Annotated in this window: 18 protein-coding genes; 7 read left to right on the top strand and 11 right to left on the bottom strand. The window is 56.0% G+C overall.

What is annotated here, in order from left to right; translation table 11 throughout:
* The first annotated feature begins 38 nt into the window (after positions 1-38).
* Both BM205_RS06745 and BM205_RS06740 read left to right on the top strand, forming a co-directional pair.
* The gene (locus BM205_RS06745) at positions 39-1154 is read left to right on the top strand and encodes a glycosyltransferase family 9 protein (RefSeq protein ID WP_092413809.1); all 1116 of its coding nucleotides are present in this window, start codon (positions 39-41) and stop codon (positions 1152-1154) included.
* 3 nt (positions 1155-1157) lie between these two features.
* Positions 1158-2117: a glycosyltransferase family 8 protein gene (locus tag BM205_RS06740; protein ID WP_092413740.1), complete on the top strand. Its 960-nt coding sequence runs from the start codon at positions 1158-1160 to the stop codon at positions 2115-2117.
* Between the two features lie 25 nt (positions 2118-2142).
* Here the strand turns inward: BM205_RS06740 and BM205_RS06735 are convergent, their stop codons facing one another.
* From BM205_RS06735 to BM205_RS06690, 10 genes are all read right to left on the bottom strand, one after another.
* Positions 2143-3189, bottom strand: coding sequence for a glycosyltransferase family 9 protein (locus BM205_RS06735; RefSeq protein ID WP_092413808.1), 1047 nt, complete (start codon positions 3187-3189; stop codon positions 2143-2145).
* A gap of 50 nt (positions 3190-3239) precedes the next feature.
* Positions 3240-4232, bottom strand: a complete 993-nt coding sequence (locus tag BM205_RS06730) for a glycosyltransferase family 8 protein (protein WP_092413738.1) — start codon at positions 4230-4232, stop codon at positions 3240-3242.
* A 7-nt stretch (positions 4233-4239) separates the two neighbouring features.
* On the bottom strand, positions 4240-5703 hold the full coding sequence (gene rng / locus BM205_RS06725) for a ribonuclease G (RefSeq protein ID WP_092358991.1): 1464 nt from the start codon (positions 5701-5703) through the stop codon (positions 4240-4242).
* Positions 5700-6320: a Maf family protein gene (locus BM205_RS06720; RefSeq protein ID WP_092413736.1), complete on the bottom strand. Its 621-nt coding sequence runs from the start codon at positions 6318-6320 to the stop codon at positions 5700-5702. Before BM205_RS06720 ends, rng begins: the two co-directional genes overlap by 4 nt.
* A 102-nt stretch (positions 6321-6422) precedes the next feature.
* Positions 6423-6893 carry a 23S rRNA (pseudouridine(1915)-N(3))-methyltransferase RlmH gene (gene rlmH, locus BM205_RS06715; RefSeq protein ID WP_092413734.1) on the bottom strand — a complete coding sequence of 157 codons (471 nt, stop codon included), beginning with the start codon at positions 6891-6893 and terminating at the stop codon, positions 6423-6425.
* Between the two features lie 22 nt (positions 6894-6915).
* Positions 6916-7545, bottom strand: coding sequence for a ribosome silencing factor (gene rsfS, locus BM205_RS06710; RefSeq protein ID WP_092413732.1), 630 nt, complete (start codon positions 7543-7545; stop codon positions 6916-6918).
* Positions 7546-8232 (bottom strand): nicotinate-nucleotide adenylyltransferase, encoded by a 687-nt coding sequence (locus BM205_RS06705; RefSeq protein WP_092413730.1) that lies wholly within the window; start codon positions 8230-8232, stop codon positions 7546-7548.
* Positions 8233-8246: 14 nt separating this feature from the next.
* A complete protein-coding gene (gene hemF / locus BM205_RS06700; RefSeq protein ID WP_092413728.1) occupies positions 8247-9185 on the bottom strand; it encodes an oxygen-dependent coproporphyrinogen oxidase in 939 nt (312 codons plus the stop codon).
* A gap of 141 nt (positions 9186-9326) precedes the next feature.
* On the bottom strand, positions 9327-10601 hold the full coding sequence (gene purD / locus BM205_RS06695; RefSeq protein WP_092413726.1) for a phosphoribosylamine--glycine ligase: 1275 nt from the start codon (positions 10599-10601) through the stop codon (positions 9327-9329).
* 11 nt (positions 10602-10612) lie between these two features.
* Entirely contained in the window at positions 10613-11338 is a 726-nt protein-coding gene (locus BM205_RS06690) for a YebC/PmpR family DNA-binding transcriptional regulator (RefSeq protein WP_092413724.1), read from the bottom strand.
* Between the two features lie 125 nt (positions 11339-11463).
* Between BM205_RS06690 and BM205_RS06685 the strand changes: the two genes are divergently transcribed.
* The 4 genes from BM205_RS06685 to BM205_RS06670 all read left to right on the top strand — a co-directional run bounded on the left by BM205_RS06685 (position 11464) and on the right by BM205_RS06670 (position 15286).
* Positions 11464-12981 (top strand): helicase HerA-like C-terminal domain-containing protein, encoded by a 1518-nt coding sequence (locus tag BM205_RS06685; RefSeq protein WP_092413722.1) that lies wholly within the window; start codon positions 11464-11466, stop codon positions 12979-12981.
* Positions 12982-13107: 126 nt separating this feature from the next.
* Positions 13108-14019 (top strand): DMT family transporter, encoded by a 912-nt coding sequence (locus BM205_RS06680; RefSeq protein ID WP_092413720.1) that lies wholly within the window; start codon positions 13108-13110, stop codon positions 14017-14019.
* Positions 14020-14124: 105 nt separating this feature from the next.
* The gene (locus BM205_RS06675; protein WP_092413718.1) at positions 14125-15099 is read left to right on the top strand and encodes a quinone oxidoreductase family protein; all 975 of its coding nucleotides are present in this window, start codon (positions 14125-14127) and stop codon (positions 15097-15099) included.
* A 7-nt stretch (positions 15100-15106) separates the two neighbouring features.
* Positions 15107-15286 carry a hypothetical protein gene (locus BM205_RS06670; protein ID WP_092413716.1) on the top strand — a complete coding sequence of 60 codons (180 nt, stop codon included), beginning with the start codon at positions 15107-15109 and terminating at the stop codon, positions 15284-15286.
* A gap of 91 nt (positions 15287-15377) precedes the next feature.
* On the opposite strand, the gene BM205_RS06665 is transcribed toward BM205_RS06670, so the two are convergent.
* The gene (locus BM205_RS06665) at positions 15378-16010 is read right to left on the bottom strand and encodes a DUF4136 domain-containing protein (RefSeq protein WP_092413715.1); all 633 of its coding nucleotides are present in this window, start codon (positions 16008-16010) and stop codon (positions 15378-15380) included.
* Between the two features lie 488 nt (positions 16011-16498).
* Between BM205_RS06665 and pepN the strand changes: the two genes are divergently transcribed.
* Positions 16499-19210 carry an aminopeptidase N gene (gene pepN / locus BM205_RS06660; protein ID WP_092413713.1) on the top strand — a complete coding sequence of 904 codons (2712 nt, stop codon included), beginning with the start codon at positions 16499-16501 and terminating at the stop codon, positions 19208-19210.
* Positions 19211-19234 lie beyond the last annotated feature (24 nt).

The raw sequence follows: 19234 nt of genomic DNA, 5'->3' as shown, positions 1-19234 counted from the left end.
CAGATGTTCATCTTCAAGAAAAATCACAAGAAAATCTCATGACAGCACAACTTGTTCCGGGCGACGTATTAAAGAAAACAGATAAGATTCTATTCATCGCCCATCTTGCGCTCGGCGATTTTACTTATCTACAAAACTGTTTCCAGGCTTTCGCACAGGCATTCCCCCATATCAAAATCCACATTTGGGTGGATGAGGTACGCCGTACCAGGCAGGCTGCAGCCTGGCCGTTCCTCAAAAAGTATGCCTTGTATGACTGGCTGGCCGAATGCCCTTTTGTCGCCAAGGTATACCAGCAGACCTATAGCCCGGATTTGTATGAGCAATCGATCGCCGAAGCGCAGCAGCAGGATTATCCGCTGGTAGTGTCATTGTCGACCTTGCGGCCACCGATGTACGCCACGATGGCACGTCAAATCAGTCCGCGCGGTTTTGTCGTCGGCATGAAGAAACCTGCCGGCATGCTTGCTCTGCATAAGCACCTGGCGTATCGCAAACTGGATGCCGCACTCGATCCGGACCGCGGCGTACGCTCCGGCATGCATATCAGCGACGTCTATGCCGGCTGGTTCCAGCAACTGTTCGGCATGGCGAGCGAGCCGGCTTCGCGCTTCCCTTTTGTGCATATCCCACCGCAATGGCAACGCGCGGCGCAAGACCAGTTGCGCGAATGGGGATTCAAATACCAGGAGCCGCCTGCTACTGGCAAGCTGCTGTTCATCAATCCCTATGCCAAGAATAACAAGCGCTGCTGGCCGCTGGAACGTGTAGTTGAACTGGTCACAGCTCTGAATCAGCTGGAGGCCTGGCGCGGCGCGCATTTCATTGTCAACGTTGTGCCGGAAGAAATGGAGAACGCCAGAAAGTTCTTTGCACAGCACGCCGCGCAGCAAGTGCGCTTGTTTAGCGCGCAAGAGAACTTTTTCCAGCTGCCGGCGATGTTGCTTGAATGCGATTTGATCGTGTCGGTTGAAACGGCGGTCATGCATCTTGCCAACGCGGTGCGGGTCCCGGTGGTTGCCCTGATGCGCCAGAAAAATCCGGAATGGGCGCCAATAGATCAGGAGCATAGCGTGGTGATCACTACCGCCAACCGTCGTGATTGGGTGAAGGCAATCACCGTCGCTCAGGTGGTTGATGTTTTGGGGCGCTGACAGATGAATTTTTCGGTGGAAGAAAAGACCAGCGGCCGGCAGCCGTTGCATATCGCCTTTGGCGTAGACTGCAACTATTTTCTGGGCATGGGTGTGGCGATCGTGTCGGTCCTGGAAAACAACCGTGACCAGACCCTGGTTTTTCACGTGTTGACGCCGTTGATTTCGGATGAAAATGCAGCCAGGCTACGGCAGATTGAAACCGATTATCAGACGGTGATCAATGTCCGGATAATCGATCCCTCGATTTTTGACGAATTCGCGAATTTCCCGAGCTTCAGCCAATATTCAGCGGCGATTTTTACACGACTCCTGATTGCCGGTGCGCTGCATGGCGTCGCCGACAAGGTACTTTACCTTGATGCCGATATCGTCTGCCAAGGCAGCATCGCCGATCTGTTGGCTATCGATATCAGTGATTGCGTAGTGGCGGCCGTCGGCGACGTAGGGTCGATCGCCGAGAACCAGATCGCGACCTTGCAATTGTCGGGCCGGCAGTACTTCAATTCCGGCATGCTCTATATTAATGTCGATAACTGGATGGCGAGCGATGTCTGGCATCACGCGGTAAAGGCTATTCTTGCCAGTGGCAAGAAATTTTCATTCCCGGACCAGGACGCCTTGAATATCGTGCTGGACGGCAGGGCGAAGATCATCGATTCGAAATTCAACTGGATGTACGATTTGTTTGGCGAAACCGCCAGCAACAAGAAGATCGCCAAAGATGCGGTGTTCGTCCACTTTGTCGGCAGGCTGAAGCCCTGGCATGACTGGTGTTGCAATCCATCGAACGACCTGTTTTTTAAATATCAGGACTTGTCGCCCTGGGCCGGGGTTGCCTTATATCCGCCGAAGAACTACAAGGAAATGCGGATGTTTTCGCAAGGCCTGCGTAAAACAGGCGAGTGGAGGCGGAGCATGGTGTGGTACGCCAAATACCTGCTGCATAAATTTTTCCCCTGATCGAATCGTTTGGGGCCAACTTTATCTACTTAATGCCGACCTGGTCATCAACAGTTCGTTTTTGATCGACCCACTCCAGGACATTTCTTTCCACCAGGTCCGGTGAGATATTCCTCATGCAATCGCAAGTAAGCGCATGCTTGATTTTGCAGCCATTGCAGTCGACAATCGGCTGGCACAACGATCTTGCCCGGATGCCGAGGGCTCCCCATCGGCCGGGGTGCATGGAGCGGGCGCCCGGAAACAAGCCGATCGTACGCTGTCCGAACGCCGCGGACATATGCAAGGGACCGGTGCCGCTGGCAATCAAGCCGTCGGCAGCATGGATAAAGCATGCTAGTTCGGCTAACGTGAATTTTCCGCAGACATTACTAACATTGGGCAACTGCAGTAGTTCCGGCGCATTGTCAGCCAGCCACTGGCCTTCCGCAGCGCTGCCGGTCACCCACACGTGCAGGTCCCTTTGCTTGCCCAGGGATTTTGCCAGCTGCACGAAATAATCGCTTGGCCACTCGCGGCCATGACCGTTGGATTTCGGATGGATAATCAGGTTGAAGCGATACGGCCGCAGCATCTGGTCAAGCACCGGATCGTGAGGAATCTTGAAATGATACATCGCCGGGATGGCAGCCAGCTCAGGGATATAGTCGATGCCAAGCGGGCGCAGATACTTGAAGTTGAGCTGAGCCTCGTGGCTGTCGGAACCACCCCGGGTGAAATGTACCGGGCGGTTGCAATGCCACCAGTTGAACCAGGTCCGGTAGGCATTGCCGATGCGCACCGGTATCCTGGCTTTGTGCGCCGCCGCCGCCAGGCGCTTGTCGAGCTGGGCAAACAGGATGACATCGATATCCGATTCGGCGAAATAAGCCGCCGGATCGACCAGGCTTTCCATCTCTATCACTGCATCTACCGTGGAGCAATAACGAACTACCGACGCCGCATACGCCCGGCAAAGAAAACTGATTTTTACGCCCGGAAAGCGCTGCTTGATATAAGCGGTCAGAGGCAGCGTGAGTATGACGTCGCCGATATTATCGGTGCGACATATCAGAATATGCGAGATTGCCATGTTCAAATCGATTTGCAAAAAGGTAAGGAAAATTTTCAGAAACGATGTGCTTATCGGGCTGCCAGATATTTCATATACCATCTGAAACTATCAAGCACCTGGCCTCGCTTCATCAGAAAACGGGAGTACATCCTCATCTCTTTATAATTTCTTGGCACCGGATCGAGCGGCAGGTCAGCCCAGGGCGAAAGCGCCTGGTATTTGACGAACAAGTCCCTGGACGCATGCAAACACCAGTCGTTCCAGGGCTTTACCGCGCCGGCGAAGTGAATGAAGACCACCTTGCCGATATCGCGCATCTGGCGCTTGTCTTTTTCCAGGTCATGGATCAGGTCATAGAGGAAATTCCATTTCCGGTCGATGTACTTGATTTTCCCTTCCAACACCACGTTGAGCGCGTCCTGGTCCGGGAACCTGTAGTCCTTGCCGTTTTCGAGGATGGCAAGAATGGTCTTTTCAGTGATTTCCTGGGCCATCCAGTTATCCACGTGCATGTACATCACACCGGAATTGAAATACTTTTGCGATGACAATTGCAAGGCCGCGCAGCGCCTCCGGGTGGTTTCATCGGCGTCCGGCACGACAATCGCCGCGCTATCGCCGAAATCCATTTGCAGCAACTCAGCCATGCTGCCGACGCACAGGATATCCGCATCCAGGTAGAGGACCTTGTCGCAAATGTCACGTAAAGTGGAGGGGATCAGCAAACGCGTGAAGATGGTCGGCGAATAGTAAGAGAACTGTGAGATGTGCGCGAATGGCTGGAATACAACCGGATCGATGATGTGCACGTGCGTCTTGAGCTGGTACATCTGTTCCAGCTCCTTGAAGCGCCTGCGGTTATCTTCTGAAAGTGAAAAGGCGAACACATGGAAAGTGAAAGTCACACCTGGACTGTTGGCGATGATGGAGGCGATCGTCGCTCCCATGCTGCGGCAATAGTGGTCGTCGACACAGAAGGCGATGTGGAAAGAATTGTCAGCTTCGCCGGACGCGTTAAGAGCATCAGAAGCGGCAGCAGAAGTCGGTAAAGAACTATTCATGTAAACCTTACATAAGGATGATGTCGTATTGCTCCTGCGGATAAACCGTTTCCACTTGCAGAGAAATCGGTTTATGAATGAAATCGCCCAGCATGGCCAGATGCTGCGATTCTTCTTCGAGGAACATGTCGACCACCACCTGCGATGCCAGGATGCGGAATTCGCGCGGGTTGAACTGTTTGGCTTCGCGCAGTACTTCGCGCAGGATTTCGTAGCAAATGGTGCGCGCAGTCTTGACCTGGCCCTTGCCGTTGCAGGCGGGGCAGGGTTCGCACAAGATATGCGCCAGCGATTCGCGCGTGCGTTTGCGGGTCATTTCCACCAGGCCCAGCGCGGAAAATTCCGATACCGATTTCTTGGTGCGGTCGCGCAGCAGCGCTTTGTGCAACTCAGCCAGCACAGCGAGCTTGTGCTCGCTATTCTCCATGTCGATGAAATCGAGAATGATGATGCCGCCCAGGTTACGTAACCTGAGCTGGCGCGCAATAGCGTGCGCCGCTTCCAGATTGGTTTTGAAAATGGTGTCGTCGAAATTGCGGCCGTTGACGAAACTGCCGGTGTTGACGTCGATGGTAGTCATCGCTTCAGTCTGGTCGACGATCAGGTAGCCGCCGGACTTGAGCGGCACGCGGCGACTCAGTGCTTCCTGGATTTCTTCCTCTACGCCGTACAGGTCGAACAAAGGACGCTCACCGGTGTAATGCATCAGCCGCGCCGTGACAGACGGCGTGTAGCTGGCGGCGAATTCTTGCAACTTCTGGAAATTTTCACGCGAGTCGACCTGGATGGTGGTGGTCTCGTCGTTGACAAAATCACGCAGCACGCGCTGCGCCAGACTCAAATCCTGATGCAGCAAGGTCGGCGCCGGTTTGGTTTTTGCCAGCAGTGTGATGGACGACCAGGTCTTGCGCAAATATTCGATATCCATCTGCAGATCGGCGTCCGAGGCGTCTTCGGCCATGGTGCGGATGATGAACCCGCCTTTTTCCTCAGGCGGCAGCAGCTTTTGGACTTTGTTCTTCAGCAGTTCGCGTTCGGCTTCATTTTCAATTCGCTGCGAAATACCTATATGCCGGTCTTGCGGCAGATACACCAGCATCCGGCCGGCGATGGAAATCTGGGTCGACAGCCTGGCGCCTTTGGTGCCGATAGGGTCTTTCACCACTTGCACCGTCAGCGACTGGCCGTCGAACAGCAGTTTTTCAATCGGCGTCTGTTGTGCCGCCTGGCCATCGTGCGCACGGGTTTCCCAGATGTCGGCGACGTGCAGAAAGGCTGCGCGCTCAAGTCCGATATCGATAAAGGCCGACTGCATGCCGGGTAGCACGCGAACCACTTTGCCCAGATAGATATTGCCGGCCAGGCCGCGCGACAAAGTGCGTTCGATATGCAATTCCTGCACCGCTCCCTGGAATATCAGCGCAACGCGCGTTTCCTGGGGGGTGATGTTGACGAGGATGTCTTCGCTCATAAAATGCGGATGCCTGCCTGTTGTAGTAGTTGTGCGGTTTCGAAAAGAGGTAAGCCCATGATGCCTGAATGGCTGCCGCGTATGCTTTCGATGAAAATCGCTGCCGGTCCCTGGATGCCATAAGCACCGGCCTTATCGTAAGGCTCGCTGGTATTGCAGTAGGCTTCGATCGTGGCCTCTGGCAGCTCTTGGAATAAGACATCGGAAACTTGCGTGAGTTGCCAGGACTCTTCGCGATGGATGACGGCAACGCTGGTGAGGACCTGATGGGTGCGGCCCGACAATAGTCGCAACATGGCGATCGCCTCGGCCTTGCCGGAAGGTTTACCGAGAATCCGGCCGTCGATCGTCACCGTGGTATCGGCAGCCAGGATAGGGCGCACCGGCAAACTGCGCCAGATCATCATCTGGCGTGCAGCCTGGGCTTTTTCGATGGTCACCCTGGCGACATAGTCCTGCGGCGATTCGTCCGGCAAGACTTCTTCGCTGACATCGGGGCCGCGTGGCGTCTGGTCACGCAGCAGCAGCAATTCAAACGCGACGTCGATCTGCCGCAGCAACTCCCGCCGGCGCGGGCTTTTCGAGGCAAGGTAGATTTTCTGGAAAGGATTTTTCATTGCTGGAGGTTGCGGCGACGCGTCGTCTGATAATTCCAGCGATTATTACAGAGTTACATAGGTATTGGGTGGCTTATTGGCGCACCCAAGGGGGCAAAGGGTTCATACCCGATGATAAGGATGGTTCTGGGTAATCGACCAGGCCCGGTACAGCTGTTCGGCCAGCAGCACCCTGACCATGCCGTGCGGTAGAGTCAGGCTGGAGATGCGCAGCAAGCTATCGGCTCCGGCCTTGAATTCCGGGTCCAGACCATCGGCGCCGCCAATGATGAAGGCGACATCACGCCCGTCGCGCTGCCATTGGGTCAGCTGTTGCGATAACTGGACACTGGTAAGGTCTTTACCGCGCTCATCAAGGGCGATGATACGCACGCCTTTCGGCAGTACCGCCTCGATCCTGCTGCGTTCCAGCGCCATGGCTGTTTCCGCGGTCTTGCTGCCGGAGCGTTCGACCGGCTTGATTTCCTTGAGGACGATGCGGCAATCCGGCGGCATGCGTTTCGCATACTCGCCGAAGCCGTTTTCTATCCATGCCGGCATCTTGTGGCCGACCGCAGCGATGATGAGCTGCATGAGGAACTATGGATGCAGCAGCTTATTCAGCTGCTTTGGTTTTTGCCGGAGCGCGCTTGACAGCGGGTTTCTTGGCAGGTGCTTTCTTTGGCGCTGCAGCCTTCTTCGGTGGCACCGAGCTCTTCGATGGCGCTACCTTGATGGTTTTGCCGACTGCCTTCTTGGTGCCGTCAGTCTTGACCGGCTTCTTGCGCGCTGGCGCTTTCTTCGGTGTTTCGTCTTCTGCCTTCAATGCTTGCGAAGTAGTCAGGTGGCGCGAAACCTTCTTCGGCGCTGCTTCTTCAGCTGCAGTCTGGGTGGAAAGCCGTTTGGCGGCGCCGAACTTGACTTCCTTGTCGCCCCAGATTTCTTCCAGGCGGTAATAAGCGCGGATCGCCGGTTGCATGATGTGGACCACCATGTCACCCATGTCGACCAGTACCCATTCGCCGGTGTCTTCACCTTCGACGCTGAGAATCGTGCCGCCGTTTTCCTTGACCTTATCGCGTACCGAGGAGGCCAGCGCTTTGGTTTGGCGATTGGAGGTACCGGAAGCAATCGCGATACGGTCGAACAAACCGGTCAGGTGGACCGTGTCGTAGACGCGAATGTCTTGGGCTTTGACGTCTTCGAGTGCATCGATGACGAGACTTTGTAGTTTTTTGATATCCATTTAATTCTTATAGAGATGGTGTTGTTCAATATAGTCCAGTACTGCCGCCGGGACCAGCGTATCGGGTCTTTTTGCATTGTGCAGCGCGGAACGAATTTCTGTTGCCGAAATGTCTACAGCTAAATTTTTCGCCAGGTAGGTCAAGCCATGCGCGCTCTGGCGAATCTGCTCCGGGGTGGCGGCGCGGCGTGTAAATTCGCGCGTAACCTCGGCTGGAACCCGTGATTCGTCCATGGCAAAACCGGGCCGCGAGGCCACGCCCAGATGGGCATAGTCAAACAAGCGATCCCAACCTTGCCAGCTGTTCAAGTGCTGCAACTGGTCTGCACCCATCAGGAACACGATAGACGCCTGCGGCCCAAGTTCGGCCCGCAATGCTTGCAGCGTATCGATCGTATACGTCGCGGTCTGCCGCTGGATTTCCTGCTGGTCGATGACGACCGCTACGCTTTGCTGGCTAAATGCACGCCTGACCATCTCCACCCGTTGCTCCGGAGTGGCTTCCAGGCCATGCTTTTGCCAGGGGTTGCCGGTAGGAATCACCCGCAACTCGTCTGGCGCTAACAAGGTCACAAAGTATTTCGCCAGCGCCACATGACCATTATGGACCGGATCGAAACTACCGCCGAGGACTGCGATGCATGGTCTGGGCCTAGGCCCAGACCCGGAGGTTTGATTGGATGTCATAGGAGAACTGCCCATCAAACCCACTCGCGATGGATCAGAAAATCGGTATATAGCTTGGCTTCCGGGCTTCCAGCCGCCGGTTGCCAGTCGTAACGCCACTTGACCACGGGTGGCATCGACATCAGGATGGACTCGGTACGTCCCCCGGATTGCAGACCGAACAAAGTGCCGCGATCATACACTAAATTGAATTCAACATAGCGGCCACGACGATATGCCTGGAAATCGCGCTCGGTTTCACCGAAGGGAATATCCTTGCGGCGGGCCAGGATCGGGGCATATGCAGGGATGAAAGCATTGCCGACGCTCTGCATCATGGCAAAGCTCTGTTCGAACCCCAACTGGTTGAAATCGTCGAAGAAAATGCCGCCGACGCCGCGCGGTTCCTTACGGTGCTTCAGATAGAAGTAGTCGTCGCACCATTTTTTGAAGCGTGGGTAGAGCGCTGCATTCTGGCCGCTGGCATCGTCAAAGGGTGTCAGGGCGTCGCGGCAGCTGCGGTGAAAATGCTCGACGTCTTCCGTAAAGCCGTAATACGGCGTCAGATCGATGCCGCCGCCAAACCACCATACCGGCTCCTGGCCTTCTGCGCTGGCGATAAAGAAGCGCACGTTCATATGCACGGTAGGTGCAAACGGGTTGCGCGGATGCATGACCAGCGACACGCCCATGGCTTCCCAGTGCCGGCCTGCGAGTTCAGGACGGTTGGCGGCTGCCGACGGCGGCAGGCTTTTGCCCGTCACGTGCGAAAAACCGACACCGCCGCGTTCCAGTACGTTGCCTTCTTCGATGATGCGCGAAATACCGCCACCCCCTTCTGCGCGCTGCCATTGATCGCTGCCGAAAGGTTTGCCGTCAATCTGTTCCAGCGCGGCAACGATGCGTGCTTGCAGGTCGAGCAAGTAGGATTTGACGGCCTCGGCCGGATTGTCGGGAGTGATGTTTAAGCTCATCGAGAGATAGAGATAGTGCTTGCGCTAAAAGAAGTAGGGTGGGCAAGTTCTTTTGTCCACGCTGCAATGCACTGCGACACTAAGTCGGCGTGGCATCCCGCGTGGGTACGGGTGCCCACCCTACGTATCATGGTTGCCTTATCAGGCATGTTTCTTGAGTGCCCGCCAGCCGATATCGCGGCGGAATTGCGCACCGCTGAAATGAATCGAGTCGATTACGTTGTAAGCTTGCTTCTGTGCCACTTTGACACTGTCGCCCAGACCGACAACGCATAGAACCCGGCCACCGGAAGTGGTCAGGCGCTCACCGTTGAGGGTGGTGCCGGCATGGAATGTCACCGTGTCGGCAGTCTCGGCGGGAATCCCGGAAATCAGGTCATCCTTGCGCGGAGCGTCGGGGTAGCCGGCGGCGGCCATCACCACGCCCAGCGCGGTACGGCGGTCCCACTCCAGTTCAATCGTGTCCAGTGTGCCGGTGACGGCATGCTCCATCACCGTCAGCAGATCGGTTTTCAGGCGCGCCATGATCGGCTGGGTTTCCGGATCGCCCATGCGGCAATTGAATTCCAGTGTCTTCGGGTTGCCTTTGTCGTCGATCATCAGGCCGGCATACAAAAAGCCGCTGAATGGAATGCCGTCCTTGGCCATGCCTTGCACGGTAGGTGTAATGATTTCGCGCATGACGCGCGCGTGCAATGCCGGAGTGACGATAGGCGCCGGCGAATAAGCGCCCATGCCGCCGGTGTTCGGACCCTGGTCGTCATCTTTGAGGCGCTTATGGTCCTGGCTGGTTGCCAGCGGCAAGATGTTCTTGCCGTCAACCATGACGATGAAGCTGGCTTCCTCGCCCGCCAGGAATTCTTCGATCACCACGCGTGCGCCGGCATCGCCGAGGCGATTGTCGGACAACATCATGTCGACCGCGCCATGGGCTTCTTCTAGCGTCATGGCAACCACTACGCCTTTGCCGGCAGCCAGGCCATCGGCCTTGATGACGATAGGAGCGCCTTTTTGGTCGATGTACTGGTGGGCAGCGTCGACGTCGGAGAAGGTTTGATATTCGGCAGTCGGGATGTGGTGCCGTTGCATGAACGATTTGGCGAAGTCTTTCGAGCTTTCCAGCTGCGCCGCTTCACGCGTCGGTCCGAAAATCTTCAAGCCGCGGTCGCGGAAGATATTCACGATACCGGCAGCCAGCGGAGTTTCCGGGCCGACTACGGTAAGCGCGACATGTTCCCGCACGACGAAATCCGCGAGCTCCGCAGGATCGGTAATATTGATGTTTTCCAGCCGCTGATCCAGGGCCGTACCGCCATTGCCGGGCGCCACGTAGACAGTTTGTATGCGCGGTGATTGGGCGATTTTCCACGCCAGGGCATGCTCACGGCCGCCAGAGCCCACTACCAGAATTTTCATAGGAACCTGATTCAGTCTTCGATTATTGCGTTACTGTAAATTTCTTGCACGTCGTCCAGGTTTTCCAGGGCGTCGAGCAGCTTTTGCATCTTGATCGCATCGTCACCCGAAAACACGGTTTCGGTTGCCGGCTTCATGATGATTTCGGCCATTTCGGCCTTGAAACCGGCTTTTTCCAACGCCTCTTTGAGCGCTGCAAAATCATGCGGTGCGGAAATAACTTCAATCCCGCCTTCGTCATCGGTAACAACATCCTCTGCGCCGGCTTCCAGCGCGGCTTCCATCAAGGCGTCCTCATTGGTGCCAGGCGCGAACAGCAACTGGCCGCAATGCTTGAACATGAAGGCTACCGAGCCCTCGGTGCCCATGTTGCCGCCGAACTTGGAAAACGCATGGCGGACTTCAGCCACGGTGCGGATTCTGTTGTCAGTCATGCAATCGACAATGATGGCGGCGCCGTTGATGCCGTAGCCTTCGTAACGCACTTCTTCATAATTGACGCCGTCCAGGCCACCGCTGCCGCGCTGGATTGCCCGGGTTACGTTATCCTTTGGCATATTGGCATCGGATGCCTTGTCGATTGCCAGCCGCAAACGCGGGTTGGCATCGACATCGCCACCGCCCATACGGGCCGCCACAGTGATTTCCTTGATCAGTCGGGTCCAGATTTTGCCGCGTTTGGCATCGGTGGCGGCCTTCTTATGCTTAATATTGGCCCATTTGCTGTGTCCAGCCATGATGGTTCTTTCTTGCTTGAGTTAGCTATAATCAAAGCGCAATTTTACCATATTGCACTTTCCTGAAATCGACTGAAATCCACTGCTTATCCACTTATTTACCTGCCAACCAAGCCTGCCAAAACATGTCCAATCCCCTCCTGATTGCCAAAAACGCCCAGCAAGACCTGACGCTTCTGCCTGCATTGGTGAACCGCCACGGTTGCATCACCGGCGCCACCGGTACCGGTAAAACCGTGACTTTGCAGGTCATCGCGCAAGCACTGTCGGACAGTGGCGTGCCGGTATTCATGGCGGACGTCAAAGGCGACCTGGGCGGTCTCGGCAAGGCCGGCGCGCCGTCGGACAAGCTCAGGCAGCGCCTCGCAACACTCGGAATCTATGAACCGAAATGGGCGGCGACGCCAGTGACTTTCTGGGATGTGTACGGCGAGCAGGGGCATCCGGTGCGGGCCACCATGTCCGACATGGGACCGTTGCTGCTGGCGCGCATGCTCAATCTGAACGACACGCAACAGGGTGTGCTGCAGCTGGTTTTCAAGTTAGCCGACGATAACGGCTTGCTACTGCTGGACCTGAAGGATCTGCGGGCGATGCTGCAGCACGTTGGCGATAACGCCGCCAGCTTCCAGACCGAATACGGCAATATTTCCGCCGCCAGCATCGGCGCTATCCAGCGTGGCCTGATCGGCATCGGCGAGCAGGGTGGGGAGCAATTCTTCGGCGAACCGATGCTGAACATCGACGATCTGATCCAGACCGACGGTAACGGCAAGGGTGTGGTGAATATCCTGGCTGCCGACAAACTGATGAACGCACCGCGCCTGTATTCCACCTTTTTGCTGTGGATGCTGTCGGAGCTGTTCGAGCATTTGCCGGAAGTCGGCGATCTGGAAAAACCGAAGCTGGTGTTTTTCTTCGATGAAGCCCATTTGCTGTTCAGCGAAGCGCCTAAGCCGTTGCTGCAAAAAATCGAGCAGGTGGTACGCCTGATCCGCTCCAAGGGTGTAGGCGTATTCTTCGTTACGCAAAATCCTCTGGATATTCCCGATACCGTACTGGGCCAGCTGGGCAACCGCGTGCAGCATGCGTTGCGCGCCTATACGCCGCGCGACCAGAAGGCAGTGCAAGCCGCCGCCGATACCTTCCGCGCCAACCCGGCATTGAATACCGCGCAAATCATCAGCGAGCTTGGCGTCGGCGAAGCGCTGGTGTCTTTCCTGGATGAGAAAGGCCGTCCGAATATCGTCGAGCGCGCCTTCATCCTGCCGCCGGCATCGCAAATCGGCCCGCTCACAGATGACGAGCGCAAACAGTTGATGGCAACCTCGATCGTCGCCGGCGTGTATGAAGCTGCAGTCGATCGCGAGTCCGCGTATGAAAAACTGAAGGGACGTGCCGCATCTGTCCCGGCACCAGCGACCAAAGGTGGCGCCGAAGCCGGTGCAGATTCTTCAAGTGATTCCAGTAGCGGTTCAGGCACTTCGTGGGGCAGCGTACTGGGCGGGCTGCTCGGCGGTGGTTCGGGGCGCAAGGACAGCGTGGTGCAAGCGGTAGTCAAATCTGCTGCACGTACTATCGGCTCGCAAGTCGGTCGTGAATTGATACGCGGCGTATTGGGATCCTTGCTGAAAAAGAAGTGAGATTGTCCGTCTCCGTGATTGCGTTTTACCGGCGGGGAGGGGGGCGAATTTTTCCCGTTCGTTCCTATCCGCTCCCTTAGCAACGCGATTTCCACATACCTATTACAATTCCATCACGGGCAAGCAATGAGCAGCAAGTTACACCCTGGTAGTCGCCAGATTTTTCTTGGCGGCTTGGCAATCGCGGTCGCCGGCGCCATCCTGTTTTCCGCCAAGGCGATTGTCGCCAAGCTGATATATCGTTATCAGGTTGATGCGGTGTTGCTGATTACGTTTCGCATGTTGTTTGCGTTGCCCTTGTTTGCTGCGGTGGCCTTGTGGAAGGCGCGTAGCGAAACATCGCTGTCGAATGCCGACCGGGTGCGGATTGTGGTGTTGGGACTGATCGGGTACTACCTGTCGAGTTTTCTCGATTTTCTCGGCTTGCAGTATATTTCTGCCGGGCTGGAGCGCTTGATCCTGTTCTTGACGCCTTCGTTCGTGCTGTTGATGTCGTTCTTGTTTTATCGGCGCCGGGTGAGTTGGCTGGAATGGATTGCTTTATTGATTTCCTATTTGGGAACGGTGCTGGTGTTCCTGCACGATGTACGCCTGGGCGGATCGAATATCGGCCTCGGTAGTGCGCTGGTGCTAGGCGCGGCAATCAGTTATGCGCTGTACCTGATGCTCTCGGGTGAACTGGTGAGCCGGGTCGGTGCGATGCGGCTGGTGGCGTACGCGATGTGTGTGTCTTGTGCCGCTTGTATTTTGCAATTCGTGCTGTTGCGGCCGCTGCCGATCCTGTGGCAACAGCCGCCGGCGGTGTATGGCTTGTCCATCATTAATGCGGTGTTTTGCACTGTATTGCCGGTATTTATGACGATGATCGCGGTGGCGCGCATCGGCCCGGCGACTGCGGCGCAGGCCGGCATGGTGGGGCCGGTCTCCACGTTGTTTTTGGGGGCATTGATTTTGGCGGAACCGATTACCGCGATTCAATTGACAGGTACCGGTCTGGTGTTGGTTGGTATTTATCTGATTTCAAAAAAGAAATCATAGAAAAAGTAAGAGAAAAAACAAAAACAAGAGCAAAAAAGAGCAAAAAAAGAGCAAAAAACGGGGATTTGAGGAAGTTAGACGCACTATTTGGAGGTGATAACAATCATGGTAAAAGCAATCAGGATGTCGAGGACCGGTGGCCCGGAAGTGATGGAGTATGTCGACGTGGAGGTCGGCGAGCCAGGGCTGGGCGAAGTACGCATACGGCATGTCGCTTGCGGTCTGAATTTCATCGATGTCTACTTTCGCAGCGGCTTGTATCCACAGCCATTGCCAGGCGGCCTGGGACAGGAAGCTGCCGGCGTGATCGAAGCGGTTGGCGCCGGCGTGCAGCATGTCAAAGTGGGGGACCGGGTGTCGTATGCCACGCGTCCCAATGGCGCGTATTCCGAGGCACGTGTGATGCCTGCCGCGTTCCTGGTCAAATTACCTGATTCCATCAGTTTCGATACCGCGGCTGCGATGACGCTGCAAGGTTTGACTGTGCAATACCTGTTTCGCCGTACCTTCCCTTTGCGCGGTGGCGAAACCATCCTGTTTCACGCTGCTGCCGGCGGCGTCGGCCTGATTGCCTGCCAATGGGCCAAAGCGCTGGGTGTAACCATGATCGGCACGGTCAGCTCAGCTGAAAAAGCGGCGCTGGCGACAGCGGCCGGTTGCACCCATGTGATCAATTACAAAACCGAGAATTTCGTTGAACGGGTGCGGGAAATTACCGGCGGCAAAGGCGTGCCGGTGGTCTACGACTCGATCGGCAAGGATACCTTCATCGGCTCCCTGGATAGCCTGGCGCCGCTGGGCACCATGGTCAGTTTTGGCAACGCTTCCGGCGCGGTGCCGCCGTTCAGCCTGAATGAGCTGGCTTCGCGCGGTTCGCTGACGATCACCCGGCCTTCGCTGCCTAGTTATATTTCCAGCCGGGCCGATCTGGATGCGGCGGCAGCGGATCTGTTCCAGATGGTGGACAGTAAGAAAATCACGATTGAAATCAATCAGCGCTATGCCTTGAAAGATGTGGCGCAAGCGCATATCGATCTGGAATCGCGTAAAACCACCGGCTCCACTATTCTGATTCCCTGAGACAGTTATGAATGACCCCTTGAAACAGCAGCCAGATGCGCACCAGGACAACCCGATGAATCATCCGGAAGAGCAGGCAACCGGCAGCGAAGGCTCGCCCAAGTTTGGCCGCTTGTTGATCGTGCTGGTACTGTCGGTGATACTGATCGGTTTCATCACGTTTGCCAGCGAATGGTTTTATAGCTGAAAATATTCCCGCGCAATACAAAAACGGCCTGTGGTCTCATCGAAATGAGAGCACAGGCCGTTTTGTCGTGGACGGGATTACTACGGGATTTCTATTTTTGATCTTCAACCTTTAACTTAACCTGACGCGAGACACCGCTTTGCCCCGGGAAGTCGGTGAATGCGCTGCGCACCAGATACGGCATTACGGCCGCCAGTGAGTTCATCTTGCCTTCGCTGGTGACGGTGACGTCGTACAGTTTTTGGCCATTGCCGGCGCGCGTGATCGTGATATTCAGGCGACGCTGGAATAGTTGATAGTTGTATTCGCGTTGGCCCACCACCTGCGGTGCGTACCAGAACGGGTCGTAAAACGGGCTGTAGAGCCCTGGCCGTCCCCAGCCGTAGGGTCCGTAGGGGCCGTACCACATCGGGTCGGCTACGACCGGCTCCACCACGCGGACCTCGCGCCCTGCGATGTCATAGTGAAGGGAGACTTTCAATTGCGGGGCGGAGTTGCTGGCAGGTATGAATCCAAGGCGCTGTAGTTCGGCAGCCACCAGATTCTCGTAATTCCGATATTCCAGATCGTTGTTCTGCGCTGCCGTATGCTCGAACACATAGGATTTGTTCGGCAAATCTGCCGGCCATTCGTTAAAGGCGGTAACGTCGCTGGTGATGACGGTGGCACAGCCGCCCAGCAGCAGTGCAAGTGCAGCTAAACCGAGACTAATGATGCGTTTCATGTAATTCCTCTTCGTGGGGGATGTGCTGGCCAGTTCCGTAGCTTGCCTGATAGGCGGGCATCTGGTGCTGGCAGCGTCAATTCTGGCTGGCTAGTGTATCTGGCTGGACTATGTCTATTTTAGCCAAGTCCTCATAGTGTTGCTCTATCGCTTTGTCACACTCTGTAACCTTGGCGGCCGGCACACAGCTTGATAGAAACGAATTAGTGATTTTATGACAATTTTAACGAATTTGCACGACAAGGCCATATTTGCGGTTTGATAGCGCCAGATTGCCGAAAAGGTGGCAATCCCGTGGCAATTCCACTGCAAATTACATGAAGCTTTACGCATTGATTGGTAGAATCACAGTCTGCCCGAATTATTAACCAAGTCACTGAGCGATCCTTAGCAGACCCACTTAGTTGCCGACTGTAGTTACCAGCCATAGTTATCAACCGTAGTTATCAATCGCAGTTATTAAAATTAACCGTCACCAGACTACTTCCATGCGCACAGATACTTCCGCCACACCACTCGCTATCCTTCGTAAGGATTACACCGTTCCCGCCTTCCTGGTCGACACCGTCGACATGGGTTTCGACCTCGATCCGGCAGCGACCCGTATCGCCACCCGCATCACGATGCACCGCAATCCTGCCAGCAGCAGCAAGGAAATCGTCCTGTTCGGCGAAGAGCTGGAACTGGTACAGCTGCGCCTCAACGGCAAGCAACTGAAACCTGGCCAGTACCAGCTCGAAGCGGGAAAATTGCGTATCGCATCGGCGCCGGCCAAGGTCGTGCTGGAAATTGAAACGCTGACCAGTCCGGAAAAAAATACGTCGTTGATGGGTTTGTATGTGTCCAACGGCAATTTCTTCACCCAGTGCGAAGCTGAAGGCTTCCGCAAGATTACCTATTTCCCGGACCGTCCCGATGTGATGGCCAAATACACCGTCATGCTGCGCGCCGACAAGAAGAAATATCCGGTGCTGCTGTCGAACGGCAATCTGATCGAAGAGGGCGACCTCGCCGATGGCCGCCACTACGCCAAATGGGAAGACCCGTTCAAGAAACCGTCTTATCTGTTTGCGCTGGTAGCTGGCAACCTGGTTTGCCAGGAACAAAAATACACATTGAAATCCGGCCGCGAAGTCTTGTTGCAGGTCTGGGTAGAAGACGGCAACCTCGACAAGACCCAGCACGCCATGGATTCGCTGATCAACAGCATTCGCTGGGATGAAGAGCGCTTCGGCCTGGAGCTTGACCTGGATCGTTTCATGATCGTTGCCGTCGGCGATTTCAACATGGGCGCGATGGAAAACAAGGGCCTGAATATTTTCAATACCAAATATGTCCTGGCCAATTCGCGTATCGCCACCGATGTCGACTACGCCAATATCGAAGCAGTGGTCGGCCACGAATATTTCCACAACTGGACCGGTAACCGCGTCACCTGCCGCGACTGGTTCCAGCTGTCCCTGAAAGAAGGTTTGACCGTGTTCCGCGACCAGGAGTTTTCAGCTGACATGGTCGGTACCGACAGCGGTCGCGCCGTCAAGCGGATCGATGATGTGCGCGTCTTGCGCCAGGCGCAGTTCCCTGAAGACGCTGGCCCGATGGCGCACTCGGTGCGGCCTGACTCCTACGTCGAGATCAATAATTTCTACACCGTCACGATTTATGAAAAGGGAGCCGAAGTAGTGCGCATGTACCAGACTTTGTTTGGCCGTGACGGCTTCCGCAAGGGTATGGACCTGTACTTCGAACGCCACGACGGCCAGGCAGTCGAATGCGACGATTTCCGTGCCGCGATGGTGGATGCCAACGGGCGTGATCTGAGCCAGTTCGAACGCTGGTACAGCCAGGCCGGCACGCCGCGGGTGCAAGTGCAGAGCAAGTACGACGCCGCCAAGAAAACCTATGAACTGACACTGTCGCAGACCTGCGCCGCGACCCCTGGCCAGGCCAAGAAATTGCCATTCCATATCCCGGTTGCGGTCGGCCTGCTCGACGCTAACGGCAAGGACATGGCGCTACGCCTGAGCACCGACGGCAAAGGTAGCACCGCCGCTGAAACCACGCGTGTGCTTGAACTGACCAAAGCCCAGCAGACTTTCCGTTTCGTCGATGTGGCCGAAGCACCGGTGCCGTCGATCCTGCGTAATTTCTCCGCACCGGTAGTGCTGGATGTCGAATACAGTGATGCCGAGCTGGCCTTCCTGCTGGCGCACGACAGCGATCCCTTCAACCGCTGGGAAGCCGGTCAGCGCCTGGCTACGCGCAGCTTGCTGGCGCTGACCGCTGCGGTGCAGGATGCCTCGCAAGCCGGCCACGTGCTGGCGCTGCAAGATGTCTTGAACAATGCAGCCTCCAATAGCGGCGCCCTGGGTACGGCATTCGGCTTGATACTCAATGACGCATCGCTTGACGCCGCTTTCCGCGAGCAAGCCTTGACGCTGCCATCGGAAGCGTTGCTGGCAGAGCAGACCGAAGTGATCGACCCGCAAGCGATCCACCGGTCGCGTCAATACCTGCGCGGCAAACTGGGCCTGGCGCTCAAGGATGACCTGCTGGCGGCATATCACGCGAATCAGACTCCAGGTGCTTACAGCCCTGACGCAAAAGCGTCCGGCAAGCGCGCGTTGAAGAACGTAGCGCTGGCGTATCTGATCCAGGCCGACGATGCCGATGCGCATGCGCTGGCGCAGCAGCAATACGATAACGCCAACAACATGACCGACCGCCTGGCCGCACTGGTCGCGCTGACCAACAGCAGCGCGCCGGGGAAGGCTGCAGCCCTGGAAAAATTCTATAAGGATTTCGAACAGGAAGCGCTGGTCATCGACAAGTGGTTCGCCCTGCAGGCTACGGCTTACACTGCCGATGTTGCGGCTATCCGCACTTTGTCGGAACATCCAGCCTTCACGCTGAAAAACCCGAACCGTGCGCGCAGCTTGATTTTTAGTTTCTGCAGCGGCAATCCGGTCAATTTCCATGCGGTCGACGGCAGCGGTTATGAATTCTGGGCAGACCAGGTGATCGCACTTAACGGTGTAAATCCGCAAGTTGCGGCACGCCTGGCGCGCAGCCTGGATCGCTGGCGCAAATATGCGCCAGCGCTGCAGGAAAAAATGCGCACCGCTTTGCAACGCGTCGCAGCGGCACCGAACTTATCGAAGGATGTACTTGAAGTCATCGGCAAAGCGCTAGCCAATTGAGTTTTTTTATTTCACTGCAAGTTT

This window comes from Collimonas sp. OK307 (genome assembly GCF_900113705.1).
Classification (GTDB): domain Bacteria; phylum Pseudomonadota; class Gammaproteobacteria; order Burkholderiales; family Burkholderiaceae_D; genus Collimonas.
Note: the sequence above shows the minus strand (reverse complement) of the source record. Positions and strands in the feature narration are given on the sequence as shown.

Excerpts from the sequence above, each read along its gene's own strand:
- BM205_RS06745 (WP_092413809.1), top strand. The coding sequence starts at position 39 with ATGACAGCACAACTTGTTCCGGGCGACGTATTAAAGAAAACAGATAAG.
- BM205_RS06740 (WP_092413740.1), top strand. The coding sequence starts at position 1,158 with ATGAATTTTTCGGTGGAAGAAAAGACCAGCGGCCGGCAGCCGTTGCAT.
- BM205_RS06735 (WP_092413808.1), bottom strand. The coding sequence starts at position 3,189 with ATGGCAATCTCGCATATTCTGATATGTCGCACCGATAATATCGGCGAC.
- BM205_RS06730 (WP_092413738.1), bottom strand. The coding sequence starts at position 4,232 with ATGAATAGTTCTTTACCGACTTCTGCTGCCGCTTCTGATGCTCTTAAC.
- rng (WP_092358991.1), bottom strand. The coding sequence starts at position 5,703 with ATGAGCGAAGACATCCTCGTCAACATCACCCCCCAGGAAACGCGCGTT.
- BM205_RS06720 (WP_092413736.1), bottom strand. The coding sequence starts at position 6,320 with ATGAAAAATCCTTTCCAGAAAATCTACCTTGCCTCGAAAAGCCCGCGC.
- rlmH (WP_092413734.1), bottom strand. The coding sequence starts at position 6,893 with ATGCAGCTCATCATCGCTGCGGTCGGCCACAAGATGCCGGCATGGATA.
- rsfS (WP_092413732.1), bottom strand. The coding sequence starts at position 7,545 with ATGGATATCAAAAAACTACAAAGTCTCGTCATCGATGCACTCGAAGAC.
- BM205_RS06705 (WP_092413730.1), bottom strand. The coding sequence starts at position 8,232 with ATGACATCCAATCAAACCTCCGGGTCTGGGCCTAGGCCCAGACCATGC.
- hemF (WP_092413728.1), bottom strand. The coding sequence starts at position 9,185 with ATGAGCTTAAACATCACTCCCGACAATCCGGCCGAGGCCGTCAAATCC.
- purD (WP_092413726.1), bottom strand. The coding sequence starts at position 10,601 with ATGAAAATTCTGGTAGTGGGCTCTGGCGGCCGTGAGCATGCCCTGGCG.
- BM205_RS06690 (WP_092413724.1), bottom strand. The coding sequence starts at position 11,338 with ATGGCTGGACACAGCAAATGGGCCAATATTAAGCATAAGAAGGCCGCC.
- BM205_RS06685 (WP_092413722.1), top strand. The coding sequence starts at position 11,464 with ATGTCCAATCCCCTCCTGATTGCCAAAAACGCCCAGCAAGACCTGACG.
- BM205_RS06680 (WP_092413720.1), top strand. The coding sequence starts at position 13,108 with ATGAGCAGCAAGTTACACCCTGGTAGTCGCCAGATTTTTCTTGGCGGC.
- BM205_RS06675 (WP_092413718.1), top strand. The coding sequence starts at position 14,125 with ATGGTAAAAGCAATCAGGATGTCGAGGACCGGTGGCCCGGAAGTGATG.
- BM205_RS06670 (WP_092413716.1), top strand. The coding sequence starts at position 15,107 with ATGAATGACCCCTTGAAACAGCAGCCAGATGCGCACCAGGACAACCCG.
- BM205_RS06665 (WP_092413715.1), bottom strand. The coding sequence starts at position 16,010 with ATGAAACGCATCATTAGTCTCGGTTTAGCTGCACTTGCACTGCTGCTG.
- pepN (WP_092413713.1), top strand. The coding sequence starts at position 16,499 with ATGCGCACAGATACTTCCGCCACACCACTCGCTATCCTTCGTAAGGAT.